Source organism: Streptomyces sp. NBC_01261 (assembly GCF_036226385.1).
Classification (GTDB): Bacteria; Actinomycetota; Actinomycetes; order Streptomycetales; family Streptomycetaceae; genus Streptomyces.
The window spans coordinates 3,180,612-3,198,566 of sequence record NZ_CP108463.1 but is presented as its reverse complement, the minus strand read 5'-3'; the positions used below and the strand labels follow the sequence as shown (position 1 = coordinate 3,198,566).

At 70.3% G+C, this 17,955-nt stretch carries 18 protein-coding genes; 7 read left to right on the top strand and 11 right to left on the bottom strand.

The features are described from left to right. Positions 1 to 3: 3 nt before the first annotated feature. The 7 genes from OG226_RS13840 to zapE all read right to left on the bottom strand — a co-directional run bounded on the left by OG226_RS13840 (position 4) and on the right by zapE (position 6,956). Positions 4 to 1,209, bottom strand: coding sequence for an NADAR family protein (locus OG226_RS13840; RefSeq protein WP_328677472.1), 1,206 nt, complete (start codon positions 1,207 to 1,209; stop codon positions 4 to 6). Between the two features lie 23 nt (positions 1,210 to 1,232). Then, positions 1,233 to 2,120: a PPK2 family polyphosphate kinase gene (locus OG226_RS13835; RefSeq protein ID WP_328677469.1), complete on the bottom strand. Its 888-nt coding sequence runs from the start codon at positions 2,118 to 2,120 to the stop codon at positions 1,233 to 1,235. A gap of 71 nt (positions 2,121 to 2,191) precedes the next feature. Next, the gene (locus OG226_RS13830; protein WP_328677467.1) at positions 2,192 to 2,995 is read right to left on the bottom strand and encodes a slipin family protein; all 804 of its coding nucleotides are present in this window, start codon (positions 2,993 to 2,995) and stop codon (positions 2,192 to 2,194) included. A gap of 100 nt (positions 2,996 to 3,095) precedes the next feature. Further along, entirely contained in the window at positions 3,096 to 4,622 is a 1,527-nt protein-coding gene (locus OG226_RS13825) for a SulP family inorganic anion transporter (RefSeq protein WP_328677465.1), read from the bottom strand. Between the two features lie 8 nt (positions 4,623 to 4,630). Continuing rightward, complete coding sequence (locus OG226_RS13820; protein ID WP_328677463.1) at positions 4,631 to 5,212, bottom strand: carbonic anhydrase; 582 nt, start codon at positions 5,210 to 5,212, stop codon at positions 4,631 to 4,633. Between the two features lie 87 nt (positions 5,213 to 5,299). Continuing rightward, on the bottom strand, positions 5,300 to 5,698 hold the full coding sequence (locus OG226_RS13815; RefSeq protein WP_328677461.1) for a hypothetical protein: 399 nt from the start codon (positions 5,696 to 5,698) through the stop codon (positions 5,300 to 5,302). Positions 5,699 to 5,852: 154 nt separating this feature from the next. Then, positions 5,853 to 6,956 carry a cell division protein ZapE gene (gene zapE / locus OG226_RS13810; RefSeq protein WP_328677458.1) on the bottom strand — a complete coding sequence of 368 codons (1,104 nt, stop codon included), beginning with the start codon at positions 6,954 to 6,956 and terminating at the stop codon, positions 5,853 to 5,855. 37 nt (positions 6,957 to 6,993) lie between these two features. On the opposite strand from zapE, the gene OG226_RS13805 reads away from it, so the two are divergent. The 4 genes from OG226_RS13805 (at position 6,994) to msrB (ending at position 10,386) form a co-directional block, all read left to right on the top strand. Further along, on the top strand, positions 6,994 to 7,788 hold the full coding sequence (locus tag OG226_RS13805) for a pyrimidine reductase family protein (protein WP_328677456.1): 795 nt from the start codon (positions 6,994 to 6,996) through the stop codon (positions 7,786 to 7,788). A 154-nt stretch (positions 7,789 to 7,942) separates the two neighbouring features. Next, positions 7,943 to 8,416: an indole-3-glycerol phosphate synthase gene (locus tag OG226_RS13800; RefSeq protein ID WP_328677454.1), complete on the top strand. Its 474-nt coding sequence runs from the start codon at positions 7,943 to 7,945 to the stop codon at positions 8,414 to 8,416. 160 nt (positions 8,417 to 8,576) lie between these two features. Beyond that, complete coding sequence (murC, locus tag OG226_RS13795) at positions 8,577 to 9,965, top strand: UDP-N-acetylmuramate--L-alanine ligase (protein WP_328677452.1); 1,389 nt, start codon at positions 8,577 to 8,579, stop codon at positions 9,963 to 9,965. 13 nt (positions 9,966 to 9,978) lie between these two features. Beyond that, the gene (gene msrB, locus OG226_RS13790) at positions 9,979 to 10,386 is read left to right on the top strand and encodes a peptide-methionine (R)-S-oxide reductase MsrB (RefSeq protein ID WP_328677450.1); all 408 of its coding nucleotides are present in this window, start codon (positions 9,979 to 9,981) and stop codon (positions 10,384 to 10,386) included. A 119-nt stretch (positions 10,387 to 10,505) separates the two neighbouring features. Here the strand turns inward: msrB and OG226_RS13785 are convergent, their stop codons facing one another. Beyond that, positions 10,506 to 11,255 (bottom strand): SDR family oxidoreductase, encoded by a 750-nt coding sequence (locus tag OG226_RS13785; protein ID WP_328677448.1) that lies wholly within the window; start codon positions 11,253 to 11,255, stop codon positions 10,506 to 10,508. A gap of 156 nt (positions 11,256 to 11,411) precedes the next feature. Then, a complete protein-coding gene (locus OG226_RS13780; protein ID WP_328677446.1) occupies positions 11,412 to 12,317 on the bottom strand; it encodes an AraC family transcriptional regulator in 906 nt (301 codons plus the stop codon). A gap of 143 nt (positions 12,318 to 12,460) precedes the next feature. On the opposite strand from OG226_RS13780, the gene OG226_RS13775 reads away from it, so the two are divergent. Beyond that, positions 12,461 to 12,778: a putative quinol monooxygenase gene (locus OG226_RS13775; RefSeq protein ID WP_328677444.1), complete on the top strand. Its 318-nt coding sequence runs from the start codon at positions 12,461 to 12,463 to the stop codon at positions 12,776 to 12,778. Positions 12,779 to 12,876: 98 nt separating this feature from the next. Then, a complete protein-coding gene (locus tag OG226_RS13770; protein ID WP_328677443.1) occupies positions 12,877 to 13,845 on the top strand; it encodes an alpha/beta hydrolase in 969 nt (322 codons plus the stop codon). Positions 13,846 to 13,985: 140 nt separating this feature from the next. Here OG226_RS13770 and OG226_RS13765 read toward each other — a convergent pair whose 3' ends face one another. Next, positions 13,986 to 14,711, bottom strand: a complete 726-nt coding sequence (locus OG226_RS13765; RefSeq protein ID WP_329349121.1) for a DUF4241 domain-containing protein — start codon at positions 14,709 to 14,711, stop codon at positions 13,986 to 13,988. 114 nt (positions 14,712 to 14,825) lie between these two features. Beyond that, the gene (locus OG226_RS13760) at positions 14,826 to 15,839 is read right to left on the bottom strand and encodes a thaumatin family protein (protein WP_329349120.1); all 1,014 of its coding nucleotides are present in this window, start codon (positions 15,837 to 15,839) and stop codon (positions 14,826 to 14,828) included. A gap of 210 nt (positions 15,840 to 16,049) precedes the next feature. Between OG226_RS13760 and OG226_RS13755 the strand changes: the two genes are divergently transcribed. Next, positions 16,050 to 17,954 carry a sigma-70 family RNA polymerase sigma factor gene (locus tag OG226_RS13755; RefSeq protein WP_329349119.1) on the top strand — a complete coding sequence of 635 codons (1,905 nt, stop codon included), beginning with the start codon at positions 16,050 to 16,052 and terminating at the stop codon, positions 17,952 to 17,954. Position 17,955 lies beyond the last annotated feature (1 nt).

Genomic DNA, 17,955 nt, shown 5'->3' with positions numbered 1-17,955 from the left:
GGATTATCCGGTTATATGCACTCCTTGGGTGTCCTGCGTCCCCTGGCCTCCCCGCGTCTGGCGGATTCCCTCTGTCTGGCGGACTCCCCGCGTCTCCTGGGCCAGGGCCAGTTCCGACCGGACCAGCTCCAGCAGCCGCCCCACCCAGTTGCGCCCCCGGTCGGCACGGACGTCGAGCCAGAACCGCGAGTCCGAGAAGCCGGTGTAACTGATCCGCGCGTCCTCCGTGCCGAGCAGGACGGCCGCGAGATCCGGATGCTGGGTGAACTTGGCCCGCAGCAGCCCCGCCATCACCGCGAGCCGCAGCCCGGTCCACCCGTCCCGACGTACGACCTCGCCGCCCAGCTCCTGTGCGTCCCGCCCGGAGGGCGCCTCGCGGATACGGGCACGGTCGGCGGGGTCGGCCGCCGACAGGGCCCAGTAGCCGTGCAGGACGGACGGGTACGTCTCGCCGTCGTAGGAGATGGGCGCGGGGAACTCGTTCCGCAGCATGAACAGGCCCGGCTCGGTAGGCCAGCCCCGTGGGTAGACGGTCTGGTGCGAGGTGACGGTCGGCCGTCCGGCCGTGACCGGGTCGTCCGCATGGAGCGTGGCCCGCTGTCGCTCCGCCTCCGCGAGCGCCGCCTCCCCGCGCTGGAAGTACTCCAGCTGGGCCTCGTGCATCTCCGCCGTCACCAGGGGACCGTCCCCGTCGACGGGCACGCCCACGTCGGTGAGGAGGATCCGCAGCGGGCGGTCCTGCCGGTCCATGTCACCGAGCACGAAGATGCGCAGGTGCTGCGGCACGGCGAGATACGCCTTCCGCAGCAGCTCCCGGTTCGCCTGGCTGGGCTCCCCGACGAAGCGCCGTATCGCCTCCCGGAGGCGGCTCCCGGCGGTCGGGCGGCCGTTCAACTCCTCGACCCGGTCGGCGACTTCGAGCAGAAAACTCTCCGGGGTGCGCGGCCGGCCCCACCGGGAACGCCACTTCGACTCCTCGTCCGGCCGGTCGGGAGCGTCGGGAGACGTGAGCGCCAACTGGCCCGTGTCCAGGTGTTTCTTCAGGCCGGGCAGATCCTTGGCACCGCAGGAGACGCTCCCGTCGGCATACAGGACGAGATCGTCGACGTAGTACTCACCACTGAAGTCGGTGCGTCGCCAGACGTGGCACCAGACCCCCTCGATCCGTTCCCCGTCCACCATCCGATACGTCCGTTCCCGCCATGCCATGGGTGAACCGTACCGGTCCCCGCTCAGCCCGAACTCAGCAGCTGCTCCCGGGACTTGGCCACGTCGAAGTCCGCCTTCGGGTACTGCGGGTCCAGTGCCGTCAGGTGTTCCAGGAGGAGGCGGCTGATCGCCCAGTTGCGGTACCACTTGCGGTCGGCCGGGATCAGGTACCAGGGGGCCTCCGGCGTGGAGCAGCGGTCGAGGGCGATCTCGTACGCCTTCTGGTACGCGGGCCACAGGGCGCGTTCCGCGATGTCACCCGGGTTGAACTTCCAGTGCTTGTCCGGGTTGTCGAGGCGTTCCAGCAGGCGGCGTTGTTGCTGGTCGTAGGAGATGTGGAGGAAGCACTTGACGACGGTCACGCCGTCGTCGGTCAGGGACTTCTCGAAGCGGTTGATCTGGGTGTAGCGGTCGTTGATCTCGCGGTGCGGGGCGAGTTCGCGGACGCGGGCGATGAGGACGTCCTCGTAGTGGGAGCGGTCGAAGATGCCGATCTCGCCGGGGTGGGGGAGGGCGCGTCTGATGCGCCAGAGGAAGTCGTGCTTCCGCTCCTCGGGGGTGGGTGCCTTGAAGGCGCTGATCCGGCAGCCGGAGGGGTTGAACAGGCCGATGACGTGCTTGACCGTGCCGCCCTTGCCGCTGGTGTCCATGCCCTGGAGGACGAGGAGCAGACGGCGTCCGTCGCCGGCCGTGCTCGATGCCCAGAGGCGTTCTTGCAGGTCGGCGAGGTGTTCGCCCATCCGGGCGGTGTCCTTGAGGCCGGCGGACTTGTCGGCGGGTCCGCCGGGGGTGGCTGCAGCGTCGTAGGAGGAGAGGTCGACCGGGCGGCCGGCGGGGACGCGCAGGAGGTCGGCGACGGGGACCGCCCCGCTCTTCTTCCCGCTCTTGCGCTTCGCGCCCTTCTCGGCCATGGGGCACCCCTTCCGGTCGGCTCCCTCGATCCTGCGGCGCGGGGGCCGTGCCCGCCAGTCAGCGGGCGGGACTACTGGTCCACGGCGGGAGGCGGCGGAGCGGGAGGCGGCTGCTGCGGCTGCGCGCGTTCCAGGAAGCGCAGCAGCTCCACCGGGAAGGGGAGCACCAGGGTCGAGTTCTTCTCGGCAGCGACCGCCACCACTGTTTGCAGCAGTCGGAGTTGGAGTGCGGCGGGCTGTTCGGACATCACCCCGGCGGCCTCCGCCAGCTTCTTCGAGGCCTGCAACTCGGCGTCCGCGTTGATGATCCGGGCCCGGCGTTCGCGATCGGCCTCGGCCTGGCGGGCCATCGAGCGCTTCATCATCTCGGGGAGGGACACGTCCTTGATCTCGACGCGGTCGATCTGCACGCCCCAGCCGACGGCCGGGCTGTCGATCATCAACTCCAGCCCCTGGTTGAGCTTTTCGCGGCTGGAGAGCAGATCGTCGAGGTCGCTCTTGCCGATGATCGAGCGCAGTGACGTCTGGGCCATCTGCGAGACCGCGAAGCGGTAGTCCTCGACCGTGATGATCGCGTCGGCCGCGTTGACGACCCTGAAGTAGACGACCGCGTCGACGCGCACGGTCACGTTGTCGCGGGTGATGCCCTCCTGTGCGGGGATCGGCATCGTCACGATCTGCATGTTGACCTTGCGGAGTCGGTCCACGAACGGGACGACCATGGTGAACCCGGGCGCCCGCACCTCGCCGGCCACCCGCCCGAGGCGGAAGACCACCCCGCGCTCGTACTGCTTGACGACCCTGGCCGCCGCGGCCACGTAGACCACGCACGCGGAACCGGCTGCCGCGCCCGCCACCAGTAGTTCCTGGAGCATTCTGACCCCCTCGTCGAGAGGCCGTTTTGTCTGCTCCTGCAAGGGTATGCCCGGTGCCTGCTCCGGGGCCACGACCACCCCGGAGCAGGCACCGGCACCGCTACTTCACGGCCGTGGCCGTGGCCTCGATCGCCGTGACCTTCACCGGCTCGGTGCCGGCCGCGCTGTGCCGCTCGGCCCAGTTCTCCAGGGCCGTACGGCAGGCGTGGTCGAGGTGGTGCAGGCCGGAGAGGTGCAGTTCGACCGGGCGGTCCTGGGGGAGCGCCTCCAGGCTGTCGAGGATCTTCGGCAGCCGCAGGAAGGTCGCGTTGCCCGACAGGTAGGCCTGGACCGGGCCCGCGCCCTTGTCGACGACCTCCAGCTTGATGTGCGAGGCCTCCCACGCCGTCTTCGCGACGGCCAGCGCGAGGCCGATGAGAACGCCCTCGAACATGTTGACCGCGACGATCGACAGCGCCGTGACGACCAGGATCAGCGCCTCGCCCCGGTGCTCGCGCCACAGCGACACGATCTGCCGCACGGGGATCAGCTTGGCGCCGGCGTGCACCAGGATGCCCGCCAGGGCCGGGATCGGGATGTAGGCGAGGACGTTCGGCAGCAGCGCCGCGAACAGCAGCAGCCATACGCCGTGCAGCACCCGGGACGCCTTCGTCCGCGCGCCCGCCTGCACGTTCGCCGCGCTGCGCACGATCACCGCGGTCATCGGCAGCGCGCCGAGCATCCCGCACAGCGCGTTCCCCGCGCCCTGCGCCACCAACTCCTTGTCGTACTGGGTGCGTTGACCGGAGTGCAGCCGGTCCACGGCCGCCGCGCTGAACAACGACTCGGCGGACGCGATCAACGTGAACGCGACGATCGTGCCCAGCACCCCGACCTGCGCCAGCTCACCGAACGCACTCAGCGGCGGCGGCTGCAACGAGCCGAGCAGCCCCTGCACTTCGACGGTCGCCACCGGCAGCCCGAAGACGAGCGCCGCGAGCGTCGCCAGTCCTACGGCGGCCAACGGACCAGGCACCGTACGGACCTTGGCCGGCATCCGCTTCCACAGCACCAGTACGGCGATGGTGGCGGCGCCGAGCGCGAGCGAGGCCAGCGCCTTCGTGCTCCCGACGGCGTCGATGAGCGCGCCGGGCAGCTCGGCTATCTTGTCCAGCCCCGAGGCGGGGGCCTTCGCCCCGGCCACCGAGTACAACTGCCCGGCGATCAGCACCAGTCCGATGCCGGCCAGCATGCCCTCGACGACCGAGACCGAGATGGCCCGGAAGTAGCGCCCCAACTTCAGGACGCCCATGGCGATTTGAAGCACACCGGTGGTGAGCACGATGACTCCGAGGGCGGGCAGCCCGTACTCCCGCACCGCCTCGAAGACCAGCACGGTCAGACCGGCGGCGGGCCCGGACACCTGGAGGCTGCTGCCCCGCATGAGTCCGGTGACGAGCCCGCCCACGATGCCGGTGACCAGGCCGAGTTCGGCCGGCACACCGGAGGCGACGGCCACGCCCAGGCAGAGCGGGAGCGCGACCAGGAACACCACGAGCGAGGCCGCGAAGTCCTGCCGTAGATAAGGGAACTTGGGCGTGCCGTCGTTCTTCTTCGGGTTGTTCCTCTTGTTCTTCCTCAGGTCCATGGCGCGGCTCACAGGGCCTCGAACCGGTCGGTGTCCGCGCTGTGTTCGAGCACGGCACCGGTGTGCACCTCGTAGTACCAGCCGTGCACCCGCAGCCGTCCGTCCGCCAACCGCCGCTCCACACAAGGGTAGGAACGCAGTCGCAGCAACTGGGCGAGCACGTGGTTCTGCACGGCCCCGGCGACCGTCGGGTCGGCCGGGTCGCTCGGGGCGGGTTCGTCGGCGGCGTGCGCGAGCCAGTCGCGTACGGCCGGGACGGCGGCGAGGTCGTCGCCGCGCACCAGCGCGCCGACGGCACCGCAGTGGGAGTGGCCGCAGACGACGACGTCCTGGACGCCGAGCACCTCCACGGCGTACTCGATGGTGGCCTCCTCGCTGGTGGGGCTGCCGGAGGCGTACGGCGGGACGATGTTGCCGGCGGTGCGCAACTCGAAGAGCTGGCCCGGGCGGGCGCCCGTGATCAGGGCCGGCACGACCCTGGAGTCGGAGCAGGTGATGAACAGCACCTGCGGGGACTGGCCTTCAGCGAGTCCGGCGAACTCCTCAGGGCGTTGTCCGAACGTACGGGCGTTGTCGATGAGGGGCTGCATGGCGTGTTGGCTCCTCCTGGCGCGCCCTCTGGGCGCGTCGGGCTTGCATGACAGTGTGCGTGGGGGAATTGACTGCCTGCTCAGCTCTCAGCAGCGGAAGACCTGAAGTGCCGCCGGAGTGTGTGCTGTTGAGGATCTCGATGTGCGATGCCGCGCCGTGCCGGGCGCCACAGGGGTGCGTACGGCGGCCGGGTCCTGTGTCAGGAGCGGGCGTTCGGGTGTCTCGGGTCCGCAGTCGGCGGAGCGGTATCGGTCGCGCAGGCGCAGCGGGACGGTGGGAGCCCCGGAGGCGCCGCAGTCGCGGAACGTGATCGTCTCGGCGCGCATGGCCTTGCCGCTGAGCTTGAGCCCGGGCTGTGCCTTGGCCTCCGCATGACGCGCTGTGTGCGCGGGTGCGAAGGATTCCGTGGAAGCGAAGAACTGGAGGGCGAACAGGACGAGAGTGAGGAGCGCCAAGACGGTCCGAGCCGTCCTACCTCGGAACATGCGCCCCCCTTCAGCCCGTTCGTATACCTAGTACAGACCAAGGCCGGGTCAATGGCTGGTCAAGTAACACGGTAACCCGGTGAAGTTGTTTGCAGGGTTAACGCAGCGTTTCCGATGTAAGAGAGCGTGAAAACCGCACCTGGGCTGGCGTGAACTAGGCGGTTTTGACGAGGCCCTTGGCGTCCCGGGCCAGCGCGGTGAGGCGGGAGATCGCGCGGAAGTACTTCTTGCGGTAGCCGCCGTTCAGCATCTCCTCGCTGAACAGTTGGTCGAAGGGCAACCCCGAGGCCAGGACCGGCACTTCACGGTCGTAGAGCCGGTCCGCGAGGACGACGAGCCGCAGCGCGGTCGACTGGTCGGGTATCGGCTGGACGTCGGTGAGGCAGACGGCCGTGAGGTCGTCGGTGAGGGCGCCGTAGCGGCTGGGGTGGACCTTGGCGAGGTGCGCGAGCAGGTGCGGGAAGTCGTCGAGGGAGGCGCCTGCGGTCGCGTACGCCGCCTTCGTCACCTGCTCGTCGGAGAACGGGGCCGGGGCCTCCGGCAGGCCGCGGTGGCGGTAGTCGTCGCCGTCGATGCGCAGCGAGCGGAAGTGCGCGGACAGGCCCTGGATCTCGCGCAGGAAGTCGACGGACGCGAAGCGGCCCTCGCCGAGCTTGCCCGGCAGGGTGTTGGAGGTCGCGGCGAGCGCCACGCCCGCGTCGACCAGCTTGCCGAGCAGGGTCGACACGAGGACGGTGTCGCCCGGGTCGTCCAGCTCGAACTCGTCGATGCACAGCAGGCGGTGGCCGGAGAGCGTCTGGACCGTCTTCTGGAAGCCGAGCGCGCCGACCAGGTTCGTCAGCTCGACGAAGGTGCCGAAGGCCTTGAGCGCGGGCTCGGCCGGGGTCGCGTGCCAGAGGGAGGCCAGGAGGTGGGTCTTGCCGACGCCGTACCCGCCGTCGAGATAGACGCCACGGGGGCCCGTCGGAGCCTTCGCCCTGCCCTTGCCGAAGCCGAGGAAGCCGCGCTTGGCGGCGCCGGCGGAGTGCGCCCCACCGAGTCCGGCGGCGAACGTCTCCAGGACGCCGACCGCCTCGGTCTGGCTGGGCTGGTTCGGGTCCGGGATGTACGTGGCGAAGCGCACCGAGTCGAAGCGCGGCGGCGGCACCATCTCGGCGACCAGCCGGTCCGCGGGGACATGCGGCTCACGGGTGCACAGGGACAGCGGGGCCGCGTCTGCTATCGGGCTGATCCCGGAGGCGGCGGAGGAGGATGACACGGTTCATCAGTCTAGGGGGCGTGCCACACTGCACGACATGCGACGCCTGTTCCCTGTGACGGATGAAACAGCAGCCCAGGCCTCGAACAGGGGCCCCGATGTGCGTGGGGCGGACCGGGAGTGGGGGCTTTCGGAGCTGGCGGAGGCGTACGCCTACCCCGCCGCCGACAGCCCCTGGCTGCGCGCCAACATGGTGTCCACGCTCGACGGGGCCGGTCAGCACGAGGGGCGCTCGCAGCCCATCTCCGGAGACGCGGACATGCGGATCTTCGGCACGCTGAGGGCGCTGGCGGATGTCGTGGTCGTCGGTGCGGAAACGGTACGCCAGGAGGGCTATCGGCCCGCACGCGCGCGTGCGGAGTTCGCGGCGGCACGCACGCGTGCCGGGCAGGGTCCCGCCGCCGTGATCGCGGTCGTCACCGCGAGCCTCGACCTCGACTTCTCGCTTCCGCTTTTCGCCTCGCCCCTGGTGCCGACGCTGATCCTGACGGGCGCCCAGGCGGCGCCGGACCGGGTCGCGGCCGCCGGGAAGGCGGGCGCCCGGGTGGTGGTCGCCGGTGACGGCGCGGGCGTGGACCCCGCACGGGCCGTACAGGCGCTCGCCGAACTGGGGCACACCCGGCTGCTGGCCGAGGGCGGGCCGCGGCTGCTGGGGCAGTTCGTGGCCGCCGGGGTGCTCGACGAGCTGTGTCTGACCCTGTCGCCGATGCTCGTGGCGGGGGAGGCGCAGCGGATCTCCGGCGGGCCGTCGGTTAAGGTTCCCCAGCGCTTCGAACTGGTGTCCCTGCTGGAAGAGGCCGGGTTCCTGTTCGGTCGCTACCGTCGGTCCTGAGACCGGGCGGAATGATCCGTTCCGTTTGTCTTTCGACGGGCACACTAAATCCGGCAGTACCCGTGCGATCACGGGGCAGGATGGTTTCCGCAGGGCCTCGACGGCCCACGGAGGAGAGAGGGCCCGCGGGTCCTCGAAGGAGAAGGGGCGCCTGGTGTTCACAAGCGTACTGATGATCGAGAAGGCCCTTACGTCCGCCGACGTGGAGTTCGTCACCACCTTGCACGGTGACGAGACCGTCTCCTTCCACGTGTTGCTCCAGCCCCGCGGCGACCAGGCGGACCGCCTGCTGCGGGCCATCGACGACGTCGCCCTCGGCGAACTCGACGAGGCGGCACACGAGCGGGAGACCCCCGAGGGCAAGGACGCGGCGGCACTCGGCACGCAGGCTCTGGAGGTGTCCCTGACGGCCCTGCACGCGGCCGGCAGCGAGGCGCGGGGGCGGCTCATCGAGGACCACCCGCTGGACGCGCTGAAGACCCTGGTGGACGAGATCGGCGCGGACGAGGTGATCGTGCTGACCGATCCCCACTACGTGGAGGAGTTCTTCCACCGGGACTGGGCCTCGCGCGCCCGTCACAAGGTCGGCGTACCGGTGCTGAAGCTGTTCTCGCACAGCAAGGAGTAGCGGTCGGCGGGACGGCCCGACGGGTGTCCGTGATTGTCAGTGGCACCGCATAGGGTTGCCACTGGACAGCTGAACATCCGCCGCATTCGTCGTATTCGGCCGGTCGCTGGTCAGCCGGTCGTATTCAGTCGTACGAGCACGCACGCACAGGGAGACACGCATGGCACCCGGCCTTCCCACCGCCATGGACCGACCGCACTTCATCGGCATCGGCGGGGCCGGGATGTCGGGGATCGCCAAGATCCTCGCGCAGCGCGGGGCGAAGGTCGCGGGCAGCGACGCCAAGGACTCCGCGACCGCCGACGCCCTGCGCGCCCTGGGCGCCACTGTGCACATCGGGCACGCCGCGGAGCACCTCGCCGACGACGCCACCTGTGTGGTCGTGTCGTCGGCGATCCGCGAGGACAACCCCGAGCTGGCCCGCGCGGCCGAGTTGGGCATCCCGGTCGTCCACCGCTCGGACGCGCTGGCCCGCCTGATGGACGGCCTGCGCCCGATCGCCGTAGCGGGCACGCACGGCAAGACCACCACGACGTCGATGCTCGCGGTCTCCCTGACCGAGCTGGGCCTGAATCCGTCGTACGCGATCGGCGGCGACCTGGACGCCCCCGGTTCGAACGCGCTGCACGGCGACGGCGAGATCTTCGTCGCCGAGGCCGACGAATCGGACCGCAGCTTCCACAAGTACGCCCCCGAGGTCGCGATCGTCCTCAACGTGGAGCTCGACCACCACGCCAACTACGCGTCCATGGAAGAGATCTACGAGTCCTTCCAGACCTTCGCGGACCGCATCGTGCCGGACGGCACCCTGGTGATCTCGGCGGACCACGAGGGCGCGCGGGAGCTGACGCGGCGAGTGTCCGACTCCGTGAGGACGGTGACGTACGGAGAGGCGGAGGACGCCGACGTACGCATCCGCTCCGTGGTCGCGCAGGGCCTGAAGAGCGAGGTGACGGTCCTCCTCGGCGGGGAGGAACTCACCTTCACCGTCTCGGTCCCCGGCCGCCACTACGCGAGCAACGCCGTCGCGGCCCTCGCCGCCGGCGTCGCGCTCGGCATCCCGGCCGCGGAACTGGCGCCGGCGATCGCCGCGTACACGGGCGTGAAGCGGCGTCTCCAGCTCAAGGGCGAGGCGGCCGGCGTCCAGGTGATCGACTCGTACGCCCACCACCCCACGGAGATGACCGCGGACCTGGAGGCGATGCGCGCGGCGGCCTCCTCCGCCCGGCTGCTGGTCGTCTTCCAGCCCCACCTCTTCTCCCGCACCCAGGAACTCGGCAAGGAGATGGGCCAGGCCCTCGCCCTCGCGGACGCGTCGCTGGTCCTGGACATCTACCCGGCCCGCGAGGACCCGATCCCCGGCATCACCAGCGACCTGATCATCGAGGCCGCGCGCGCCGCGGGCGCCGACGTGACCCCCGTCCACGACAAGGCGGACGTACCCGAGGCCGTCGCGGGAATGGCGAAGCCCGGTGATCTGGTTCTCACCATGGGAGCGGGCGATGTGACAGACCTCGGCCCGCGGATCCTGGACCGTCTCGCGAAGTAAGGGGCTGAGCTTCATGTCGTACGACGTCGAAAAGCCGGACGAGGAATGGCGCGCGGAGCTGAACCCGGCCGAGTACGCGGTGCTGCGGCAGGCCGGCACGGAGCCCGCCTTCGTCGGTGAGTACACCGACACCAAGACGAAGGGCGTCTACTCCTGCCGGGCCTGTGGCGCCGAACTCTTCACCTCCACCGAGAAGTTCGAGTCCCACTGCGGTTGGCCGAGCTTCTTCGACCCGAAGGACACCGACGCGGTCGAACTGATCCAGGACCGCTCGCACGGCATGGTGCGCACCGAGGTGCGGTGTGCCCGATGCGGTTCGCACCTCGGGCACGTCTTCGAGGGCGAGGGCTATGCCACGCCGACCGATCAGCGGTACTGCATCAACTCCATTTCGCTGCGGCTGACGCCTGAAGAGAGCTGACGCCGGCCGGTCACCACGTAGCGGGGTGGTGAGCGCGCTCTGGGACAGCGAGCCGGCCCCGCACCTGCGTGCGGGGCCGGCTTGTGCATCGGTACGGCGTCATGTCGCCTGCCGGGTGATCACTTGGCCTGGGCGAGCCAGACCGCGTCGGGGCCGGCCGGGAAGCGCAGCTGGCCGGTCGTGTCGTGCGCGGCGCGCCACACCGTCTCGGCGACGTCGCTCTCCTTGGTGAACAGGTCCTGGCCCGTGAAGGAGTCCATGGTCTTCTTCGCCCATGCCGCGTAGGGCGCCGGGACCAGCTCGTCCACCGAGGTGCCGTTCGTGGCGTTGGCGGCGAAGTTGGTCGTCAGGCAGGCGCCCGGCTCGACCGTCTTCGCCCGCACACCGAAGGGCGCGAGTTCGAGCGAGAGGGACGAGGTGAACCCCTCGATGGCCATCTTGCTCGCCTTGTAGACGGCCGAGAGGGGCATGTGGCCCAGCACCACGCTGGAGGTCACGTTGACGACCACGCCGGAGCCCCGCTCGCGGAACTGGGGGAGCACGGCCTGCGTCGTCGCCATCACGCCGAACGTGTTGGTCTCGAAGACGTCCCGCACCCGGTCCATGGGGGTGCCCTCGAAGACGCCGATCGACGGGACGCCCGCGTTGTTGACCAGGACGTCGATGGGCCCCGCCGCCTCGAACGCGGCGGTGATGGTCTCCGGCTTGGTCACGTCGAGTTCGACGACGCGCAGCCGGTCCGACTCGGGCAGGACACCCGCACGCGGGGTGCGCATCGTGGCGATGACGTTCCACCCCTGCGCGTGGAAGTGGAGGGCGGTCGCCCGCCCGTATCCGGATGAGGCACCAGTGATCAGGACTGTCTTCATGCTGTGATCCTCGCGATGTGGTGGGATCCGCGACGAGCAGGCATTTTCCTACTCTGCGGAAGAACTTCTGATCCCAGTACATCGCTCTTACCTGGGGAGATAGTAGAAGTATTCTCCCCACTACTTGCACGATCCTCTTTTCTTCTCCGGTTCCGCTCAGGGCAGGATGCCCGCGGGGGTGCGCGCGATGTTCCGCAGGCGGGCCGCGTCCCGGCTCGGGGGTTCACCGAACTGGCGGCGGTACTCGCGGCTGAACTGCGACGGGTTGTCGTAGCCGACGCGCTGCCCGACCCCCGTGACGTCTCCGGGGTGGGTGGCCAGCAGCAGCCGGGCCTCCTGGAGGCGGATCTGCTTCTGGAACTGGATGGGGCTCATCGCGGTCACCGCCTGGAAGTTGCGGTAGAAGGCGGAGACGCTCATGCCGGACAGCCGCGCCACGTCCTCGACCCGGAACGGCTGCGCGTAGTGCTCGCGGATCCAGCGCACGGCCCGGGAGACATGGCTGAGGCCGCTGTCGGCGAGGCCGAGCTGGCGCACCGTCGCGCCCTGCTCGCCGGTGATCAGCCGCCACAGGATCTCGCGCTTGGCCAGCGGGGCCAGGACGGCCCGGTCGCGGGGCTGGTCGAGCAGGCGCAACAGCCGGACCACCGTGTCGAGCAGGGCGGGTGAGGCGTCGCTGACGGCGATGCCCGACGGTGTGACTCCGCCGGTGCGGGGGAGGTCGCCGGGCCCCGCCTGGAGCAGGAGTTCGGCTACGGCGGACGGTTCCAGGGTGAGGCCGAAGCCGAGGGCCGGCCGCTCGGGGTCGGCCTGGGTGAACTGCCCGGTGACGGGCAGGTCGACGGATGCGACCAGGTACTGCCCGGGGCCGTACTCGTAGACCCGCTCGCCCAGCGCGAGGCGTTTGGCGCCCTGGGCGATGACGGCGACCACCGTGCCGGACATGGAGGGCGCGGGCGGGTCCGGCCGGTCGACCTTCGAGATCAGGACGCCGTCGATGGCGGTGGTCCAGTCGGGCCGGGCATGCCGGTCCAGCAGGGTTCGGAACTCTTCCAGGGACATGCGTCCATTGCAGCACCCCGCGGCGGTACAGCTCCCGAGAACGCGAGGATCGTGCAAGTGCTCGCGAGCATCGTTCTAACATTTCAGCAGGTCAGGGGCATTGAATGGAATCACCGCACTCCATCACTGCCAAGGAGAGACCCATGCTCGCCAACTACGGCTTCAACGCCACCCTGACCGCCAAGCCCGGGATGGGCAGCGGCCTGGTCGACCTGCTGCTGACCGGCCTGGACGAGGGCAGCCCCGGCGCGAGCGAACACTGCGTCGTCTACCTCGTCTCCCGTTCCGCGTCCGACCCCGACGTCGTCCATGTCACCGAGGGCTGGACCAGCGAGGAGGACCACCACCGGATCTTCGCCGGCGAGGCCGCCCAGGCCATCGTGGCGCGGATCGGCGGGCTGCTGGCCAAGGAGTCCGAGTACACCGACTACGTCCCGGTCCTCGGCAAGGCCGCGTTCTGAGCCTTCGGGCCCATCTGCCGACCCGCTCGACCCGCTACCCGGCCACCCGCCCGGACGCTCCCGTCTTCGTCCGCCCCGCACTACGAAAGGCCCACGCCATGACCCCGGTACGTCCCGCCCTGGACCCCGAACTGCGCGAGCTGCTGAGCGACATGCCCCTCATGTCCCAGCTCACCCCGGAACTTCTCGCGCACCTGCGGCAGTTCCCTTCGCCGCCCGTCGACTCGCTCCTGGCACACCGGCAGGTCGACAGGCGTGAGGTGAGCGTGCCGGCCGAGGACGGTGCCCGGATCCGCCTGTCGGTCTTCAGCCCCGCGAACACCGATCGCTCCACGGCCGCCCCCTGCGTCTACTGGATCCACGGGGGCGGGATGGTCATGGGCGACCGCTTCTCGCAGATCGACATCCCGCTGGAATGGCTCGACGAGTTCGGCGCGGTCGTGGTCTCCGTGGAGTACCGGCTCGCACCGGAAGTCAACGGCACCACCCTCGTCGACGACTGCTACCAAGGTCTGCTCTGGACCGCCGAACACGCCGAGGAACTGGGCATCGACCCCACCCGGATCGTCGTCGCGGGCGCCAGCGCGGGCGGCGGTCTGGCCGCCGGCGTCACCCTGCTGGCCCGAGACCTCGGCACCCCGGCGATCGCCGCGCAGGTGCTGATCTGCCCCATGCTCGACCACCGCAACACCACCACCTCCAGCCGCCAGTACTCCGGCGTGCCCGGTGTCTGGACCGGCGAGATGAACGAGTTCGGCTGGCGAGCCGTACTCGGCGACCTCACCGACGGCGAGGTGCCCGCGTACGTCTCGCCGGCCCGGGCCGAGGACCTCTCGGGCCTGCCGACCGCCTACATCGACGCCGGCTCCGCCGAAGTCTTCCGCGACGAGGACACCGACTACGCCACCCGCATCTGGGCGGCCGGCGGCCAGGCCGAACTCCACGTCTGGGCAGGCGGATTCCACGGCTTCGACGCGCTGTACCCGCAGGCAGACATCTCGGCCACGGCCCGCCGAACCCGCACCGACTGGCTCAGCCGAACCCTGCGCACGAACGGCTCCGCGTGACGCACCGTGCGCAGAACCGGCGTTGAGCCTGTTGTGCGCTCGGTGATGTCGAACCGTCCCCTTTGCGCACTGAGCTGAACTCGTCCCGCTCGTCGCGGCGAACGCCGGACGAGAGCTGGCAGTCCGCCGAGCGTGCGGCGTCAGGCCTTGGCGCCGGACATGCCGCTGGTCACCACGATCGCGGCCACCGCGCCGGACCCGGTGCGGCCCAGCCAGACCACACCGCCCGACTCCGCGGTGAACGTGACGAGGTCGGCGTGTCGTGTCTCGTCACTCAACCGCTCGCAGTTGTCGGGCAGTTGCTCGGAATCGCGCGGCGCCGGGATCCCGTCCACGAACGTGCGGAACGGCGCCACCAGGGTCGTCCACGCCCCGGCGTCGGCGAAGCAGCCGACGTTGGCGTCGGAGGAGAACCCGACCTGTTCACCCGGCTGAAGCCGGTCGATGTCGTCGTGGATCCCCAGGCCCATCTCCCACCCGGCCACGGGGTCGTCGCTCAGACACAGCCGGGTCGCGGCACACGCGATGCCGTCGAAGTGCTCACCGAAGAACTCGTACGGCCCCGCCGTCCAGGCGACCTCCACCGGGTAGGTGCCCGGTGGAATCCGCACGGCCAGCTCGCGCGGGGGTCTCGTCGGCGAACCGTCCTCGTAGTCGCCGACCTCGTCGTCGTGCCACGGCGCGTCCACGATCAGCCGGCCGCTGGGTATGCGGATGGTGGTCATCCGCTCAATTCCCGTGACCACGACCGGCGTTGACGGATCGTCGTACACCGTCCCCAGGTGCGCGCCGGGCGTGAACGCCGTCTCCAGATACCAGGCCGCCTCCGGTCCGGCGGCCAGCCGGGCGTCCCCGAACCACTCCATGTCCCGTCCCTCCCTCGCCGTCCGGCTGGACGGTCAAGGAAAAGGTACGGGGGGCCACTGACATCGAGCTGGGCGTACTGACAGCGAGCCGGGCGACCGGCATCGAACCGCGTGCTATGACCCGGTCGTCCCGAAGGTGACCTTGTAGTAGCAGGCCCCCTTGCACGGCATCGTCGCCCCGTCGTCGAAGGCGTACGAATAGGCGTAGGGGGCCGCCCGCTTGAAGACCTGGGTGTAGTCGACCGGCCACTTCGAGGGGACGCAGTTGTCGCGGCCAGCCCAGGCGCCGCGGCAGCAGTACGTGTCGCCGCCGAACGCCGCGCAGGGCGGCTCGCAGCCGACGACCTGGCCGCCCGACACCGCCTGCATCGCGGTGGGGCAGTCGACGTCCGACGTGCAGACGCCCTTGTAGCAGCCCGAGGAACTCACCGGGTCGACGGTCGTGGTGTGCGAGATGTTGATGTACATCGGCAGGTTCGAGCCGTCGACCATGCTCACGTCGTAGAAATCCATCCCGGCGTACGCGTCGAACGTGAACTCACCCAGTGTGGTCGGCGGGTTGGCGCCCTCGCACACGCTGGTGCAGTCGCCGGTCGCGCAGTGGCCGGCGGCCGTGGAGGTGCAGCCCGTGCGGCCCCAGATACGGCCGCCCCAGTTGTTCGCCACGGTCACCGACAGGCTCTGGCCCGGGGCGAGTCGGCGGCCCTGCGGGTAGACGGCCGTATTGGTGACGATCGCCCAGACCGTCTTCGGGGTGCGGTTGACGACCGTGATCAGGCGCTTGCCGACGGGGGCTGCAGAGGGGTGCGCCGCCGGGTCGACTGCCTTGGCGGTGGGCCTGCTTGTGCCTTTCTTCGAGGCGGCGGTCTTGGGGGACGGAGAAGCCGAGGCGCTCCGCCTGGGAGAAGGCGAGGGTGAAGGCGAGGGCGACGCGCTTCGGGACACGGCCGGGCGCGCGGCCGTGTCCTGGTGGGCCGTCGTGCGGGTGCCGCCCGTTCCGGACGGCGTCCACACGCTGTAGGCGATCAGCACGGTGGCGGCCGTGGCGATGGCGGCTGCCGCGACGTACCACCAGCCTCGGCGGTGTCGCCGCGGGCTCGCGCCGAGTCTTCTGCGTCCTCGTGCCATGGTCCTCGCGCCTTCCTGATGCTCTCCGGATGCGGTCCAGATGTGGTCCTGCCTATCGGTGACCTGTTCGGCGACGGCTCGACAACATAAATTCGGACGCGACCGGCTGATTTCTTTTGCTGTCCTGTTTTCTGTAGTCCTTGCGCGCGTCGGCGGTCTCCGAATCAGGGACACGTCACGGCCGGACCACACGCGGAGGAACGAACGCAGATGACCGAGAAGCCCAGGAGTGGACCCGACGCGGGCGTGGTGACGGCCGCGTGCGCGGGTGACCGGCAGGCCCTGGACCACCTGCTGACGCAGTGCCTGCCGCTGGTCTACAACATCGTCGGCCGGGCCCTGAACGGTCACGCCGACGTCGATGACGTCGTACAGGAGACGCTGTTGCGCATGGTGCGGGGGCTGCCGAAGCTGCGGGATCCCGCCGCGTTCCGGTCGTGGCTGGTGGCCATCACGATCCGGCAGGTACGGGACCGTGAGCAGATACGGGCCGCCGACCGCGACCGCAGGGCGCACCTGGAGGACGCGGAGGCGATCACCGACCCCGCGCTCGACTTCGCCGGACTGACCATCCTGCGGCTCGGGTTGACCGAGCAGCGCCGCGAGGTCGTCGAGGCCACGCGCTGGCTCGACCCCGACGACCAGGAACTGCTGTCCCTGTGGTGGCTGGAGGAGACCGGCGAACTCGAACGCGCCGAACTCGCCGGTGCGTTGGGACTCTCCGACCGGCACGCCTCCGTCCGCGTGCAGCGGATGAAGAAGCAGATGGAGGTCTCGCGGGTGGTGGTGCGGGCGCTGGTGGCCGCGCCGCGCTGCACGGCGCTGGAGGAGACGGCCTCGACGTGGGACGGCACGCCAAGTGCCTTGTGGCGTAAGCGGTTCGCCCGTCACATCCGTGGCTGCGGGGTGTGCCAGGGGCTCGACGCGGGGCTGCTTCCGATGGACCGGCTGCTGAGCGGGCTTCCCTTGGTGGCGGTGCCGACGGGACTTGACCCGGCGCGGGTGCTCAACGCCGTGCTGGGGCAGGGCGGTTCGTCCTCACCGGCGGACCAACTCGCGCACTCCCCGCGCCGGGGAACCCGTCGTCGGCACGGGCGCCGGTCCGGTCGGTCCGGCCGTATGGGCAAGCAGATCGTGGGTGGTTCGGCGGCGGTCGCCGTCGTCGTGGTGGCCGCGCTGGTCGCGCCCCGGCTGACGGGCGGTTCCTCCTCCACGACGGCTGTGGCCTCGCCCGCTCCGGTGGTCAGCGTCACCCCGAGCCCCACGCCCACGCCCTCGGCCTCTCCGAGCGCGTCGCCGAGCCCGTCCCCGACGCCGAAGGCCAAGCCGAGCCCCTCTCCCTCGAAGCACACCGCCGCCGTCCCCGCGCACATCGCCTCCGGTGCCAAGAAGGGGGTCGGGGTGTGGTCGTTCGGCGGGGTGAGTCAGGCGCTGGCCGCGAGCGGGGCGAGTTGGTACTACACCTGGTCCACGCAGCACTCGGGGATCGCGACGCCCGCGTCGGGGTCGTTCGTGCCCATGATCTGGGGAGCGAAGTCCGTCACCGACTCCTCGCTGGCCCAGGCCCGGCAGTACGGGCCCTATCTGCTGGGGTTCAACGAACCGGACATGGCGCAGCAGTCGAACATGACGGTCGACCAGGCGCTCCAGCTGTGGCCCCGGCTCATGGCGGCAGGCAAGATCCTGGGCAGCCCGGCGGTCGCCTACGGCGGTGACACGGCGGGTGGCTGGCTGGACCGGTTCATGTCCGGGGCCGAGGCGAAGGGCTACCGCGTCGACTTCATCACCCTGCACTGGTACGGCGGCGACTTCCGCACCCCGCAGGCCGTCGAGCAGCTGAAGTCGTACCTGGCCGCGGTGTACGCGCGCTACCACAAGCCGATCTGGCTCACCGAGTACGCGCTGATCGACTTCTCCCAGGGGACCCGTTTCCCGTCCGCGCAGCAACAGGCCGATTTCGTCACCGCGTCCACCAAGGCGCTGGGCGGGCTGTCGTACGTGCGGCGCTACGCGTGGTTCGGGCTCGGCGCGGACGCGTCGAAGCCGAGCAGTGGGCTCTTCACGGACGGTACGACGACGACCGCGGCCGGGCGGGCCTTCCAGTCGGCGGGCTGAC

Excerpts from the sequence above, each read along its gene's own strand:
- OG226_RS13840 (WP_328677472.1), bottom strand. The coding sequence starts at position 1,209 with ATGGCATGGCGGGAACGGACGTATCGGATGGTGGACGGGGAACGGATC.
- OG226_RS13835 (WP_328677469.1), bottom strand. The coding sequence starts at position 2,120 with ATGGCCGAGAAGGGCGCGAAGCGCAAGAGCGGGAAGAAGAGCGGGGCG.
- OG226_RS13830 (WP_328677467.1), bottom strand. The coding sequence starts at position 2,995 with ATGCTCCAGGAACTACTGGTGGCGGGCGCGGCAGCCGGTTCCGCGTGC.
- OG226_RS13825 (WP_328677465.1), bottom strand. The coding sequence starts at position 4,622 with ATGGACCTGAGGAAGAACAAGAGGAACAACCCGAAGAAGAACGACGGC.
- OG226_RS13820 (WP_328677463.1), bottom strand. The coding sequence starts at position 5,212 with ATGCAGCCCCTCATCGACAACGCCCGTACGTTCGGACAACGCCCTGAG.
- OG226_RS13815 (WP_328677461.1), bottom strand. The coding sequence starts at position 5,698 with ATGTTCCGAGGTAGGACGGCTCGGACCGTCTTGGCGCTCCTCACTCTC.
- OG226_RS13805 (WP_328677456.1), top strand. The coding sequence starts at position 6,994 with ATGCGACGCCTGTTCCCTGTGACGGATGAAACAGCAGCCCAGGCCTCG.
- murC (WP_328677452.1), top strand. The coding sequence starts at position 8,577 with ATGGCACCCGGCCTTCCCACCGCCATGGACCGACCGCACTTCATCGGC.
- msrB (WP_328677450.1), top strand. The coding sequence starts at position 9,979 with ATGTCGTACGACGTCGAAAAGCCGGACGAGGAATGGCGCGCGGAGCTG.
- OG226_RS13785 (WP_328677448.1), bottom strand. The coding sequence starts at position 11,255 with ATGAAGACAGTCCTGATCACTGGTGCCTCATCCGGATACGGGCGGGCG.
- OG226_RS13780 (WP_328677446.1), bottom strand. The coding sequence starts at position 12,317 with ATGTCCCTGGAAGAGTTCCGAACCCTGCTGGACCGGCATGCCCGGCCC.
- OG226_RS13775 (WP_328677444.1), top strand. The coding sequence starts at position 12,461 with ATGCTCGCCAACTACGGCTTCAACGCCACCCTGACCGCCAAGCCCGGG.
- OG226_RS13770 (WP_328677443.1), top strand. The coding sequence starts at position 12,877 with ATGACCCCGGTACGTCCCGCCCTGGACCCCGAACTGCGCGAGCTGCTG.
- OG226_RS13765 (WP_329349121.1), bottom strand. The coding sequence starts at position 14,711 with ATGGAGTGGTTCGGGGACGCCCGGCTGGCCGCCGGACCGGAGGCGGCC.
- OG226_RS13760 (WP_329349120.1), bottom strand. The coding sequence starts at position 15,839 with ATGGCACGAGGACGCAGAAGACTCGGCGCGAGCCCGCGGCGACACCGC.
- OG226_RS13755 (WP_329349119.1), top strand. The coding sequence starts at position 16,050 with ATGACCGAGAAGCCCAGGAGTGGACCCGACGCGGGCGTGGTGACGGCC.